Source organism: Curtobacterium sp. AB451, from assembly GCF_050585845.1.
Classification (GTDB): Bacteria; Actinomycetota; Actinomycetes; order Actinomycetales; family Microbacteriaceae; genus Curtobacterium.
On record NZ_JBOBQG010000001.1, the window covers coordinates 654,371 to 668,262 of the forward strand.

Consider the following 13,892-nt stretch of genomic DNA (forward strand, 5'->3'; position numbering starts at 1 on the left):
CGATGCGCTGGGACCCCGCACGGTACGCCGCCTTCGCGGACGACCGCGCGCGGCCGTTCCACGACCTCCTCGCGCAGGTCGCGTGGCCGTCGGGTGCCGGCCAGGAGGCGCCACGTCGCGTCGTCGACCTCGGCTGCGGTCCCGGGGCCCTCACCGCCACGCTGGCAGCGCGGTGGCGTCGGTCGACGGTGGTCGGGATCGACAGCTCGGCGGAGATGCTCGCGTCGGCTGCGGCCGACCCGGCCCTGGCGGACGTGCCGAACCTGTCGTTCGCGCTCGGTGCGATCGAGGACTGGACGCCGGGCCCCACCGACGACGTGGTCGTGACGAACGCGGCACTGCAGTGGGTGCCGTCCCACGTGTCCCTGCTGCCGACGTGGCTCGACGCGATGCCGTCCGGTTCGTGGTTCGCGATGCAGGTGCCGGGCAACTTCGGGTCGCCGTCGCACGCGCTCATGCGGTCCGTCGCGGCCTCGGGGCCGTGGGCGTCCGCGCTCGACGGGGTCCTGCGCTCCGAGCCGGTGCTCGACCCGGCGGGGTACCTCGGCATCCTGCTCGACGCCGGGTTCGAGTCCCGCGCCTGGGAGACCACCTACGCCCAGCTCCTGACGGGCGTCGACCCGGTACTGGACTGGGTCCGTGGCACCGGGCTCCGTCCGGCGCTGCAGGCGCTCGACGCGGCGGACCCGACCGGCGCGACGACCTCCGCGTTCGAGGCCGAGTACGCCGCGGCGCTCCGGTCGGCCTACCCGGCTGGCGTGCACGGCACGGTGTACCCGTTCCGGCGGGTGTTCGCCGTCGGCCGCAAGCCCTGAAGCCCCGGCCCGGCCCGGCCCGGCCCGGCCCGGCTCGGCCCGGAACGAGGATCTCGCGGCGGCGTGACCGTTCTGGTTCGCGCATCCCGGGTCCTCGGAACCAGGACGGTCAGCCCGCGATCGCAACCTCCGGTCGAGCCTCCGGCGGTCGTCGCCGCCGCCGCTCCGCCCGCTACTCGACCGTGACGAGGGTGCCGAGCGGCAGCGCGTCCACCGCGGCCACCGCCTCGGCGTCGAGCCGGACGCACCCGTGCGACACCGCCCCCGAGGTCGTCGCGTTCCAGTGCAGCCCGATCAGCCCACCGTCGTGCCCGCCGTACGGCTCGTCGGCCGCGCTCGAGTGCAACGAGGTCAGCTGGATCGGATGGTCGCCGGTCCCCTGCGCCGGGTCGACGTACCGCTGCTCGAGGTAGCCGGTCACGCCAGTCGGCGTCGGGGTGTCCGCCGTGCCGACACCGGCATCGAAGCGCTGGTCGACGTGCCCTGCCGCGTCGACGATCGACACCGACTGGTCCGTCGTCGAGATGACGACGCGCCGGGTCGGGATCGACACCTCCCGGAGGGACGCCACCGGGACCCACGCCGAGGTCTGTGCCGCGGCCGTGCCCCCGGCCGCCGACGGCAGCTCCTGCCGCGCGGGGGTGAGGACGCGCTCCCAGTCACCGTCGCGCTCGAGCCCGACGACCGTCGTGGGCTGCCGGAGGAAGTCCGTGGCGGCGAACCGCGCGACGGGCGTGGTCCGCGCGGCACCGAACAGGGGTGCGTCGCCGCGGAGTCGGAAGACGGTGTCGGCGGTGACGGTCCGGTCGAACGGCATGAGACCGCCGATGACCGCCGAGTACTGCGCCTCGGGCAGCGCGGCGAGCGCCGCCGCCCCGACGTGCGGCACGGGTGGCGCCGCCGACGGGGTGGGCGTCGAGACGGTGGTGCCCTGCGTCGGTGCCGACTCGGCCGACGGCGAGCCGACGACGAGCGGGACGGCGACGGCTCCGGCGACGACCAGGGCGCCGACGACCGAGGCGCCGGCCCAGAGGGTGCGCTTGCGCATGGGGACTCCGAGGGGGGACGACCGGCCGGCGCACGGGGCGCCGGCCGGTCAGGGGTGGGTCAGCCGGAGACGACCGGCAGGTGGACACCGGTACCGGGGTCGACGGTCGAGCCGCCGGTGCCGGATCCGCCGGTGCCCGTGCCGCCGGCCGCGGGCGTCACGGTGATCGCGAGCGGTGCCACGAGCGTCGAGGCTCCGGAGGCGTCGACGGCGTCGATCGTGTGGGCGCCCGCGGGGGTGCCGGCGGGGATCCGCACGCTGCCGGACACCGTGCCGTCCGCCGCGACGGTGAACGTGCCGACCGTGACCGGGTCGGAGTGCAGCACGATGCGCAGCGAGGCGCCCGCGGTGAACCCGGTGCCGGCCAGGGCGAGGGATCCGCCCGCGGCGACCGTCGTCCCCTGCGGCGCGGTCAGCACGCCGGTCACGACGTGGGCGGTGCCGCCGGTGGCGAGGACCGTCGCGGTGCCGTCGGCCGAGACCGCGACCGTGGCGCTCGTCGCGGCGGCGAGGTCGAGCCGCTCCCACGAGCCCGCAGCCGAGCCGGACTGGTCGAGCGGGTACCCCGAGGCGATCTCGGTCTGCGCGAGCACCGCGGTGCGCTGGGCGTCGGTCAGCGTCGGGAACGCGGTCAGGAGCAGGTTCGAGGCGCCGGTCGGCACCGACGGGGCGAGGCCGGTCTTCCCGGTCGCGGCGAACCCGTAGGTCATCCGCTCGCGGTACACCGCTGCGGCCGAGGCGCGGTCGGTCACGACCTGCGCGCTGCCGCCCGGCATGGCCGCGCCGCCGTACGGGTCGTCGGAGTAGGCTGCCTCGTGCGCGATGCAGTTCGCGAGCGTGTCGCCGCACTGCTGCTCGAGGTACGACACGAGCTCCTTCCGCGCGGGCTCGAGGACCTCGGTGCGGTACTGCGTGTCCGACCAGCGCGCGGCGAGCGCCGCCTCGCCGTCGATGCGCCCGCCCATGATGTCGAGCGGGTAGTGCACGCCGAGCACGATGCGGTCGTTGCCGGCCTCCGAGGCGCGGGCGAGGAGCTCCGGCGCGAGCTCGGGCACGAGCGTGGCGAGGGTGATGCCCGCCTGGTACGCCGTCGTTGTGTGGCCGCTCGGGAAGGACCCGCCCGTGCAGATGCCGGCGGTCCCGTACCCGGCGTCGAGGACGACGTCGTTCGGCGAGAACTCGTGCGACGTGTCGGTGGTGGCGGGCACGCGGGTGATGTCGAGCGTCCCGTCCGCCGAGGCCCACGCCTTGCCCGCCCGGTTCGCGGCGAGCGACGACGCGTTGACCTTCGACGGTGCGCAGCCGGTCTGGTCGTCGGTCGCGGGCAGCGTCGCCGTGGTGGTGCCCGGCAGGTAGGGCCGGGGGTAGCTGTAGTGCGCCTTCGCGGTGCCCGTGCTGACGTAGGCGCCGCTGGTGCCGTTCGAGGAGTTCACCAGCGCCGAGGTCAGCGGCAGCTTGCCGGAGATGCGCCCCTCGACGTAGATCTTCTCGAGCGCCGGGCCGAGCCCCTGCGACACCGTCATCGACTGGTCGTAGGCGGTGTTCGTCGCGTTCTGGTACTCGGAGTCCTGCAGGGCCTTCCGCTGCTGCGCCGTCGTGGCGTGCTGGTTGATCCACGAGGTCAGCTGGTCGTTCTTCGCCAGCGTGGCCGGGTCGAGCACGGTGCCGTGCAGGTCGTTCGTGCCGCTCGACGTCCAGTACTGGTCGTATCCGTTCAGCAGCGAGACGAGGTCGGGCTTGTCGGTGTCGCTCGGGTACCCGGCCGCGGTGGCGGCGAGGGGCGAGCCGACGACGAGGGCGGTCGCGACGGCGGCGACCGTCAACCCGCGGAGTGCTGATCTGTGCATGCGCGGAACGCTAGGGACGGGTGGTGGCCGAGCGGGGAACGGTGCACCAAGCCGAGGTGAACCGGACCGCAGCCTGTGCGCACTCGCAGCACCGCGCCTCCAGGCGGACCATCGTCACCAGACCGTGGACGGGAGGCGCGGCTCGTCCCCCTGCACCGCGACGGCCCCCATGGGCGGGACCGCCCGCCACCGGCGCCGCAGGCGGCGCGGCCGGTCGTCCCGCCAGGCGACCACCCCGCCGGCGACGACCCCGAACGCGAGGACGACGAACGAGAACAGCCCGATCGCGCCGACGACGACGATCTGCGACGGGTCCCGCACGTCCGTCGTCGCCGACAGGCCGATCGATCCGAAGTCCCAGAACGCGTGCAGCAGCACCGGGAGGAGCAGGCTCCCGGTCACCCGACGCGCGACGTACAGCGTCGAACCGAAGGACGCCGCGAACACGACCTGCACCAGCGTCGCGCCGAGCCCGGCACCGGCGAGGGCGTTGAGCAGGTGCAGCACCCCGAACAGCACGCACGAAGCGATCCACACGCCGAACTCCGGCAGCCGCCGCCGCAGCCCGACGAGCAGCACCCCGCGGGTCATCAGCTCCTCGAACACCCCGACGAACAGCACCCCCACGGCGAGCAGCAGGAAGTACCGGACGGGGAGCGCCGACCAGTCCACGAGGGGCAGCCGCACGACGCAGACGACGGCGACGAGGATCGGCGCGACCGCGGTCCAGCGCAGGTGCGTGCGCGTCAGGTCGACCGTCGCGATGCGCCACCAGCCGAGCCCGGTCACGACGAGGCAGAGCGCGACGACGGCGATGCCCTCGGGGACGACGAGGGCCCGCACCACGCTGTCCACCGTCTGTCCGAGGGTCGGGTAGTCGTCGCTCGGCCGGGCCCGCCAGGCGCTGACCGCCGCGAACACCACGAGCGGCGCGAGGCCGATGAGCAGCGACGGCGGGACGGGCCAGCGGCGGCTCGGGGTGGGGGCGTCGTCGGTCACCTGCCGTTTGTACCATTGGGGCATGCGCTTGCCCTCCCTGTCCACGATGGCGGAGGACTACGTCAAGCTCGTGTGGAAGGCGAGCGAGCGCGGCGGGGAGGGCCTGGCCACCCGCGACATCGCTGCGGCCCTCAAGGTGTCCGCCTCGACGGTGTCCGGCAACCTCCGGAAGCTCGACCGCGACGGCCTCATCGAGCACACCCCGTACTACGGCGTCGTCCTCACCCCGCTCGGCCAGCAGGTCGCCGTGGCGATGGTCCGGCGGCACCGGCTGATCGAGACGTTCCTGGTGCAGCGCCTCGGCTACTCGTGGGACGAGGTCCACACCGAGGCCGAGGCGCTCGAGCACGCGGTGTCCGAGACCTTCCTCGATCGGGTCGACGCCGACCTCGGGCACCCGACGCACGACCCGCACGGCGACCCGATCCCGCGCGCCGACGGCACCGTGCCGGACTCCCCCGGCACCCTGCTCGGTGCGATCGAACCCGGGGCGTGCGGCACCGTCGACCGGGTGTCCGACGACGACCCCTCGTTGCTGCGGTACTTCGACGAGCTCGGCGTCGGGCTGGGGACACACCTGCGGGTCGAGCGGGTGCGGGACTACGCGGGCGTGATCGCGGTGTCCCGCCGGGGTCCGTCGGGCGAGGAGTCCCTCGTCGACCTGCCCGCGGCGGCGGCCTCCGCGATCTGGCTCGCCCCCGACGCCGACTGACGCCCCGCCCGCCCGCGCTGCGCCGCCGCGCCGCCGCGCGGCGCCGCGGTCGCACGACCCGCCGCTCACGTCCGCCGAGTGGGCACGATCTGCCGCGCAGCGACGCCGAGTGTGACGGATTGTGCCCGGTCGGCGCACAGCCGACGGCGCGTCACGCCCGCTCGACGGGCCGTCCCGACCGGCGGACGGGAGGCGCGCTGCCAGCCCGCTCCGCGCCTCCCGTCCCGACCGGCGGAACCCCCGTCCCGCCCACCTCCGCCGAGCGGGCACGACCTGACGCTCAGCTCCGCCGGACGGGCACGATCTGCCACACAGCGACGCCGAACGGGACAGATGTCGCCCGCTCGACGGAGCGGCGAGCCGAGCCGCTCGCCCCGCGCCGCCCGCCCCGCGCGCCACGCCGGGGCGACCGCGCGGGTCGACCGACGCGGGTCAGCCGCGCAGCACGGGGGACGACGCCCGTCGGAACGGTGCCGTCACCGTCGGCAAGATCTCGCGTCGGTTGATCCAGAACACGACGAGCGCCGCGACGAGGTGCACGATGCTGAGCACCCAGCGCCCGTTCGTGTCCGTCACGAAGAACTGCACCGCGAACAGCGCCGCGAGCGCGATCGCCGACCACCGGTGGAACCGGAGCGCGATGATGATCGCCACGCCGAGGACGGTCTGCGACGCGGTGAGCATGAACTCCTCGATCTGCCGGCCGTCGAGCGGGAGCCCGCCGGACGTCCCGCCGCCGAGCACGTGCGCGATCGGCAGCGAGCCGACGAGCAGCGACCACTGGTTGACCTTCGACGCGATGAGCGTGCCGATGGCCGCGCCGCCCATGCCGCGGAGCGCGAAGAGCGCGGCGACGATGAACTCCGGCGCCTCGGTGGCGAGCGGGGCGAGCCACTGCACGAGGAAGTAGCTGTCGATGCCGAGCGCGCTACCGGACTGCACGAGGGCGTCGGCGAAGGGCTCCGCCGAGGACAGGATCACCGCGGCCGCGACGACGAACAGTGCCGCGATCGTCCAGCGCCGGGCTCGCTGCGGCATCGAGGCGATGTTGCCCGCCATGCCGACGAGCTCCTCGTCGTCGTCGCCGTCCTCGACCTTCGAGGCCCGCCAGAGGTACCAGACGAACGCGGCGAGCAGCACGAAGCCGAACCACATCGGGATCGAGCCCATCAGCGGGATGAGGAACGCGACGAGGGCGAGGAGCGCGAGGAACCCGATGTCGAGGCGCGACGACCGCTCGAGCTCGAGGACCCGGGTGGCCGAGGCCGGGAGCGACCCGGTCCGGACGAACCGGCGCGCCACGAGCAGCGAGATGATCACGACGAGCGGCCACCCGAACCCGAGCAGCAACCGGTTCGACCCGGTCATGTTCGCGGCGGCGAACTGCTCGTACGAGGGGTCGTACCCGGAACGGAACGCGTAGTACAGGTCGACCGCGTACTCGGGGAGCACGGCGATGAGGGCGAGGATCGCGATCGCGAGCGCGCCGGCGATGTCCTTCTGGGCGGCCTCGGCGGCCCAGGCGAGCAGGAACGACGCGGCCACGACGGCGCCGCCGAACACGAGCAGGTCGACGAGGGCGTTCGGCGCGAACCCGCCGATGCGGAAGACGACCGCCGGCAGGGCGATGGCGATGCAGATCGCGATGCGGCCCCAGGCGCTCGCGCCCATGCGGGGCGGTGCGACGGCGGGCGGCGCGGGAGAGAGGGTGGTCGACATGGTGGTCCTCGTGGTCGAGCCATGACGCTGCACACACTCGAGCGGCTTCGGCCATGGCGGAACGGCCGAAGGTCTCGCTCGCCTCGTGCGCCCCGGTGCGGGACGGGCGGAGGTGGTGCACCGGGCCGATCATCGTGATGGCCAGTGTGTCGATGCACGCGCTGGGAGCTACTCCCCTTCGCACACCAGCTTGGCGCGCTCCGATCCCCGTCCGCAAGCCGATCGGGCCTGTTCGGCATCCCGAATCCCGGTGTTCCCCGGCCCGCCCCGGAACGGCCGGGAGGCGCGTGGCGGGCCCGCCACGCGCCTCCCGGCCGTCATCCGGTCACGCCCACCGCACTCACCCCGTCGCGGACCGCGTCCGGCCGAGCGCGACCTCGCGTCGGGCACGCTCGAGCGCGAGGCTGCTCGCGGCGTCGGGGTCCCGCAGTAGCCGTCGGACGTCCTCGACGTGCTCGCGGACGCCGTCGCCCTGACGCTGCTGCGCCTCGTCGAGCACGGGGGCGACGACGTCCTCGCCGAGGTCGACGAGTGCCCGGCCGAGGGCCAGGCGGGTCTCGCGGTCGCCGTGCCCGAGGTCCCGTGCGAGTCGTCGGGCGAGCGCGGGCCGTTCGTCGTCGGGGACGAGGCGGACCGAGGCGCGCCAGGCGGTGCGGACGACCCCGTGGTCGAGGTCGCCGAGGAGCTCCGCGACGGCCGGGTACACCGAGCGGTCCCCGATCTTCGACAGGGTGTGCAACGCCTGACTGCGTGCCTGCGGCTCGGGTCGTGCGAGCTGCTCGACGAGCCGCGGCACGACGAGCTCGGCCGGCAGCCGCACGAGCGCCCAGGTGAGCACCTCCCGCACCTGCAGGTCGGGTTCGATCGCGCACTGCTCGACGAGGACGTCGAGGTCGTCGGGGTCCGGGGTCGTGCCGGCCGTCATCACGGCACGGAGGCGGACGGACGGACGGGGGTCGCTGAGGGACGAGGTGAGCGTCGTCATGGTCCTTCCCAGGAGACCCCACGCACCTGGGAGCGGACCGGGCGAGCGGCATAGCGTGGGAGGGACCGCTCCAGTCAGCCCCGGAAGGACCCCCAATGCCCCGCATCGGTACCAGCGACCTCACCGTGTTCCCCCTCGCCCTCGGCGGCAACGTCTTCGGCTGGACCGCCGACGAGCAGACCTCGCACCGGGTGCTCGACGCGTACACCGCGGCCGGCGGCGACTTCGTCGACACGGCGGACGTCTACTCCGCCTGGGCGCCCGGCAACTCCGGCGGCGAGTCCGAACGGGTGATCGGCTCGTGGTTCCGGGCGTCCGGCAAGCGCGACGACGTCGTGATCGCCACGAAGGTGTCCCAGCACCCGGAGTTCCAGGGTCTGTCGGCGTCGAACGTCGCCGCGGCCGCACGCGCGAGCCTCGAGCGCCTCGGCACCGACCGCATCGACCTGTACTACGCGCACTTCGACGACGAGTCGACCCCGCTCGAGGAGACCGTGCGGGCGTTCGACCAGCTGGTGCGCGACGGCCTCGTCCGCTGGACGGCGATCTCGAACTACTCGAAGGAGCGTGCGGCGGAGTGGGTGCGCATCGCGCGGGAGCACGACCTCGCCGTGCCCGTCGCGATCCAGCCGCACTACAACCTGGTGACCCGCGAGCCGTACGAGTCGGACATCGCGCCGCTGGCCGCCACCGAGCACCTCGGGGTCGTCCCCTACTTCGCGCTGGCGGCCGGCTTCCTGACGGGCAAGTACCGCACGGCCGAGGACGTCGCCGGCAAGGACCGCGAGGGCCAGGTCTCGGGCTACTTCAACGAGGCGGGCCTCGCCGTGGTCGACGCCCTCGCGACGATCGCCGCGGACCGCTCGACCGAGGTCGCGACCGTCGCCCTCGCGTGGCTGCAGGCCCAGCCGGACGTCGTCGCGCCGATCGCCAGCGCGCGGAACACCGAGCAGCTGCCGGCACTCCTGGCCTCGGCGGAGCTCGAGCTCAGCGCGGACGAGCTCCGGACGCTCGACGAGGTGTCGTCGAAGGTCTCCGCCCGCGCGTGAGCCGCTGACCTCTGGCCGCTGGCCGCTGGCCGCGCCGGAACGACATCGTCGACGTCGTACGACGTCGGTGGTGTCGTTCCGGGTCGGCCAGTCCGCCGGGACCGCAGCCCCTAGGCGTTCGGCGCGACCGAACCCGTCATGGTGCCGCCCGACGACCGGGTCACGAAGCACGAGATGAACGTGTCGCCCTGGTCCCACGTCGCCTGGTCCGGCGCGTACGACCCCTGCACCTGCACGTCCCCGTAGGCCGCCGCGGCAGCCGTGTCGAGCGCCTCGGACGTCTGGCACCGCTCGGCCGCCTGGGACGCGAGGTCGTCCGGCCCCGGCCACTGGTTCGCCGACACCTGCAGGCGTGCGGTGAGCTGGGCGAGGTGCGGGCTCTGGCAGTCCACGACGGTGTAGGTCTGCGCCCACGCGTTGGTGAACGGTGACAGGCACTCGCCGCCCGCGAGGTCGGTCCAGGCGTGTTCCCCCGGACCCGCCGGGGTCGTGGCGAACTGCAGGGTCTGCAGGGTGTTCGACGACGGTGCCGCGGACGCCGGCGACGACGAGGCCGCCTTCGGGGACGACGACGCCGACGCGGCCGAGGTCGACGTCGGTGCCGGGGTGCGCTCCTCGATCGAGTTGCCGAGGATCCACTTCGTCAGGGCGAACACGGCGACGAGCAGCACGACGATGAGCGCGATCGACCCCCAGACGAGCAGCAGCTTCCCGCGTCGGCCCTCGTTCCGGAGCTTCGCGAAGCCCTCGTTGATGAAGTTGTCGCGGTCGCCACCGCCGTCGCCACCACCAGAGGACGCTGCGGCTGCCGCTGCGGGCGCCACCGGCGTGCGGCCCGGACCGGCTGCATGCGCGGGCGTTGCCCCGACGGCCGGCATCATGCGCGTGCCGGTGTCGTGCGGGTCGTAGCCGGTCCCGCCGAGCTGCCCGACCGCCTCGGTGCCGAAGAGGTCCTTGATGGCGCTCGTGTCGCTCGTCTCGCGGCCGTCCCACTCGGACTGGTCGAGGTCGTCCGGCGCGGTCGCCGGGAGCGGTGCCGCCTCGTCCGCGTGCGCCGTCGGCTCGTGGCCGCGGATCCCCATCACGGCGTCGAGGTCTTGCCCGACCGCCGGCGGCAGGTGCGCCGGGTAGGCGGCGGGCTCCGGTTCCGAGGTAGCCGGTTCGACGAGCGGCGGGGCCGCCGTCGGTGGGACGGTGCCGTCGGGCTCGGCCCACCACGGGGTCCCGGCGACGGGCAGTGCGGTGGTCGGCGCGTCGGACGGGAGGCGCGGGTCTTCCTCCGACCCGTCCGTCCGGTCGTCGAGGTGGCCCGGCACCACGGGGGCGGACGGCCCGAGGGCGGGCGGCGGTGCGGGTGCGGGAACGGGCGCGACGGTCGGTGCGGCAGCCGCCGCGCCGACGATGGGCGTCCCGTCGACCGGGGTCGGCAGCTCACCGGCGACGACGTCGTCGTCCGACTCGTCCGACTCGTCCGCCAGGCTCCAGCGACCACCGGCGAGCGCCGTGGTGTCGAACGCGTTCGTCGTCAGCGTCGCCGGGACCTCGCCGGGCTCGTCGTCCCGGATGGCCCAGTCGAACGGTCGTTCGTCGCCGGCCGTGCCCTCGACGTCGCCGCTGGCGGTCCGGAGCAGCTCGGTGAAGCTCGGCGGCTCGTCGGTGGGCGGCAGGACGTTCTCGACGCCGAGCGGTCGGGGTACGACCGGGGCTGCCGGGACGGCCGGCGCGGCGGTCGGCTCGGCGGGAACGGCCGTGCGCGGACCGGTGGCCCGCCCGAGCCAGTCGACGTCCTCGCGCCCGGCGCCGAACGGGTCGGTGCGGCGCCGTTCCTCGTCGATCGCGCGGTTCTCGGCGGCGCGCTCGTCGCGGTGCGACAGGGCCGTCGGCAGGCTGATCGACGAGGGGTGCGGCGCGTTGGAGGGCGGCGGGACCGGTGCTGCGGCGGGGATGCGGTCGGAGAGCGTCGCCCGTTCGTGCTCGGCCTCGGCCTGGGGGTTCTCGGACGGCGCCTCGAGCTGTTCGGGCATCGAGATCGCCTGGGTGGCGTCGTCCTCGTCGGCGGACGACGGCGTCGCGCGGACCTCGGGCTCCTCGGCGGTCACCGGCTCGAAGGGCTCCGGCAGGGGCGCGCCGGTCTCGCGCGCGGACTTCTCGGCCTCGCGGCGCTCGCGACGCGACGGCCAGTCGTCGGCACCGCGCGGGGCACCGAAGATGTCGGCGGCGCTGCGGAGACCGTGGAACGGAGCGTCCGGGGCGGAACCGCGCCGCGCCTCCAGTCCGTCGTCCCCGTCTGCGGGTCCGGCGGTCTGGTCGGGCTCGTGCGCGTCGTCCGGACGCTCCTCGGTCATGCGGACAGCCCCAGGTCGGCCAGTCCGATCGCGGCGAAGTAGGGGTACCCGGCGGCCTCGATCTTCTCCTTGGCGCCGGTGTCGCGGTCGACCACGACGGCCACGGCGGCGATGATCGCGCCCTCGCGCTCCAGTGCCTCGGCGGCCTTGAGCGGCGAACCGCCGGTCGTCGAGGTGTCCTCGAGCACGATCACGCGCTTGCCCGCGAGTTCAGGACCCTCGACCTGCTTGCCGCGGCCGTGGTCCTTCGGCTCCTTGCGCACGACGAAGGCGTCGTACGCGAGCCCGCGGGCGGCGGCCTGGTGGAGCACGGCGCTGGCGATGGGGTCGGCGCCCATGGTGAGCCCGCCGACCGCGGCGACGTCCGGGACCTGGCCGATGAGGTCGGTCATGACCTGGCCGATGAGCGGGGCGACACGGTGGTCCAGGCTCACCTTGCGGAGGTCGATGTAGTACGTCGCCTTCTTCCCGCTGGTGAGGGTGAAGTCTCCGTGGAACACCGCTTCGTCCGTGATGAACTGGATGAGCTGGTCGCGCGCGTCGGTCACAGCCCACAAGGGTAGCCGGTCGTCCCCGGAGCGCGCTGCCCCGCGTGGGTGGGGCGCTCCGAGCCTCGGTCGGTACGCTCCGGTCATGCCCTCCGACGCGCGCCCCGTCACCGAGGTGAAGCGCGGGACCGACGGCGCCGGGCGGCCCGCTCGGGGGCGTGCGGTCGGCCAGGAGGCGCTCGGTGCGCTGGTCGCGCTGGCCCTGTCCGTCATCGCCCTGCGTCACGTCGTCGCGACCCCGAGGGTCACCCTGCTCTGGTACGACGGCGACTCGGTGCTGCTGCCGCTCGTCCGCCGCTCGATGGAGCTCGGGCAGCCGTTCGAGTGGGCGATGTCCCCGGCGCTGTTCTTCTTCCCCGAGCTGCCGGTCTACCTCCTGTGCTCCCTCGTGACCGCGACGCCGCAGCAGGCCCTCGCGCTGAACGGCGTCCTCGTGCTGCTGGCCGTCTACGCCCTCGTGCGCGCGGCCGCGAACGAGCTCATGCCGGCCGCCCGGCGCTCGGCACGGATCGCGGTGTCCGCCGTGGCGCTCGGGTTCGTGACGCTCCTGGTGCTCACCGAGTCCTCGGCGACGGCGACCTCGCTGGAGCTCGCGTCCCTGCTCCTCACGACGACGTACTACTACGGGGCGGTCCTGGCGATGCTCGGCACCGCGGTCCTGGTGCTCCGCGCGGTGCGGACCGGGCGGGCGTCCGTGCCGGTCCTCGTCGTGCTGGGCCTCGTCGCCGCCTGCACGACCGCGTCGAACCCGCTGTACGTGCCCTGGTCGGCGGCGCCGGTCGTGGTGACGCTGGTGCTCCTCGCGCTCGCACGCCGACTGCCCTGGCGCCTGGTCGCGGTGCTCGCGGGCACGGTGACGGTGGGCTCGGTCGTCGGGTACCTGCTGCGGATCCCGCTCCGGCCGTTCGTCTCCCTCGACCCGTCGACCTACGTCCAGCCGTCGCGTGCCGGCGAGACCCTCGGGTTCTTCGCCGCGCTCACGGACGACCGCGCGGGGTCGGCCGCGGGGGACGCGGGTCTGCTCCTGCTGCTCGTGGGCGTCCTCCTGTCGGTCGGCGGGACCGTGTGGGCGTGGCGGGTCCGGACGTCACGGACGGTCCTCGTCGCCGCCGCGCTCCCCCTCGTCACCGTCGTGGCCGTGTCGGTCGGGGTGGTCGTCGCCGGTTCGGAGACCCCGCGGTACCTCGAGCCGATCGTGACGGCGCCGCTCCTCGCGCTGGTCGCGGTCGCCGAGCTCGCCCGCACCGCCGTCCGCCGCACCCAGGTGCACCGGCCGCGGCGCGGCATCCGGGCCGTGCTCGCCCTCGCCGCCGCCGGGGTCCTGCTCACCGGGGTCGCCACCGCGCCGAGCACCCTCCGCGCGGTCGTCGACGCACGCTCGGACCCGGCCGCCTGCCTGGACCGCTGGGCCGGTGGACGGGACGTCGTGGGCGTCGGGCAGTTCTGGACCGTCCGCCCCCTCGCGACCTACGCGTCCACGAACGTGCAGCTGCTGCAGGTGCGGGACACGTTCCAGACCTACCCGTGGCTCGTCGACCTCGGCGCGTACCGCGACGCCGCCCCGACCTTCGTCGTGATCGGGTCCGGCGACGTCTGGACGACCGCCGTCGAGGACTCCCTCGGGCCGCCCGCGACGATCACGCACTGCGCCGGGTTCGACGTCTACGACTACGCCGGGACGGCCGGGGCCGCCGTGCTGCAGCGGGACGTCGTCGACAGCGCCGACGCCATCCGGCGGGAACGCGGGTTCTGAACGCCCGCCCTGCGAAGTTCTCCACAGCCGCGCGGCGGCGACCCGTCGTGCCTGAACGGATGTATAGGCTCG

Annotated in this window: 11 protein-coding genes; 4 read left to right on the forward strand and 7 right to left on the reverse strand. The window is 74.4% G+C overall.

All coding sequences use genetic code 11. The features are described from left to right. Positions 1 to 2: 2 nt before the first annotated feature. Positions 3 to 815 carry a methyltransferase domain-containing protein gene (locus tag ACQXVK_RS03030; RefSeq protein WP_416394061.1) on the forward strand — a complete coding sequence of 271 codons (813 nt, stop codon included), beginning with the start codon at positions 3 to 5 and terminating at the stop codon, positions 813 to 815. Between the two features lie 172 nt (positions 816 to 987). Here ACQXVK_RS03030 and ACQXVK_RS03035 read toward each other — a convergent pair whose 3' ends face one another. From ACQXVK_RS03035 to ACQXVK_RS03045, 3 genes are all read right to left on the reverse strand, one after another. Further along, positions 988 to 1,863 carry a L,D-transpeptidase gene (locus ACQXVK_RS03035; RefSeq protein ID WP_430852636.1) on the reverse strand — a complete coding sequence of 292 codons (876 nt, stop codon included), beginning with the start codon at positions 1,861 to 1,863 and terminating at the stop codon, positions 988 to 990. A 59-nt stretch (positions 1,864 to 1,922) separates the two neighbouring features. Next, positions 1,923 to 3,710: a phosphatase PAP2 family protein gene (locus ACQXVK_RS03040; protein ID WP_430852637.1), complete on the reverse strand. Its 1,788-nt coding sequence runs from the start codon at positions 3,708 to 3,710 to the stop codon at positions 1,923 to 1,925. A 114-nt stretch (positions 3,711 to 3,824) separates the two neighbouring features. Then, positions 3,825 to 4,709, reverse strand: coding sequence for a lysostaphin resistance A-like protein (locus tag ACQXVK_RS03045; protein ID WP_430852638.1), 885 nt, complete (start codon positions 4,707 to 4,709; stop codon positions 3,825 to 3,827). 22 nt (positions 4,710 to 4,731) lie between these two features. Between ACQXVK_RS03045 and ACQXVK_RS03050 the strand changes: the two genes are divergently transcribed. Beyond that, positions 4,732 to 5,421 (forward strand): metal-dependent transcriptional regulator, encoded by a 690-nt coding sequence (locus tag ACQXVK_RS03050; protein WP_402265207.1) that lies wholly within the window; start codon positions 4,732 to 4,734, stop codon positions 5,419 to 5,421. A gap of 432 nt (positions 5,422 to 5,853) precedes the next feature. On the opposite strand, the gene ACQXVK_RS03055 is transcribed toward ACQXVK_RS03050, so the two are convergent. Further along, positions 5,854 to 7,140 carry a sodium:proton exchanger gene (locus tag ACQXVK_RS03055; protein WP_402265210.1) on the reverse strand — a complete coding sequence of 429 codons (1,287 nt, stop codon included), beginning with the start codon at positions 7,138 to 7,140 and terminating at the stop codon, positions 5,854 to 5,856. A 340-nt stretch (positions 7,141 to 7,480) separates the two neighbouring features. Further along, entirely contained in the window at positions 7,481 to 8,125 is a 645-nt protein-coding gene (locus ACQXVK_RS03060) for a HEAT repeat domain-containing protein (protein WP_430852639.1), read from the reverse strand. 95 nt (positions 8,126 to 8,220) lie between these two features. Between ACQXVK_RS03060 and ACQXVK_RS03065 the strand changes: the two genes are divergently transcribed. Then, complete coding sequence (locus ACQXVK_RS03065; RefSeq protein ID WP_402265215.1) at positions 8,221 to 9,174, forward strand: aldo/keto reductase; 954 nt, start codon at positions 8,221 to 8,223, stop codon at positions 9,172 to 9,174. A gap of 110 nt (positions 9,175 to 9,284) precedes the next feature. Here ACQXVK_RS03065 and ACQXVK_RS03070 read toward each other — a convergent pair whose 3' ends face one another. Both ACQXVK_RS03070 and pyrE read right to left on the reverse strand, forming a co-directional pair. Beyond that, complete coding sequence (locus tag ACQXVK_RS03070; protein ID WP_430852641.1) at positions 9,285 to 11,519, reverse strand: septum formation family protein; 2,235 nt, start codon at positions 11,517 to 11,519, stop codon at positions 9,285 to 9,287. Continuing rightward, complete coding sequence (pyrE, locus tag ACQXVK_RS03075) at positions 11,516 to 12,067, reverse strand: orotate phosphoribosyltransferase (RefSeq protein ID WP_402265221.1); 552 nt, start codon at positions 12,065 to 12,067, stop codon at positions 11,516 to 11,518. Before pyrE ends, ACQXVK_RS03070 begins: the two co-directional genes overlap by 4 nt. Before the next feature lie 85 nt (positions 12,068 to 12,152). Here pyrE and ACQXVK_RS03080 point away from each other — a divergent pair, with 85 nt between their 5' ends. Continuing rightward, complete coding sequence (locus tag ACQXVK_RS03080; RefSeq protein WP_430852642.1) at positions 12,153 to 13,820, forward strand: hypothetical protein; 1,668 nt, start codon at positions 12,153 to 12,155, stop codon at positions 13,818 to 13,820. Positions 13,821 to 13,892: the final 72 nt, after the last annotated feature.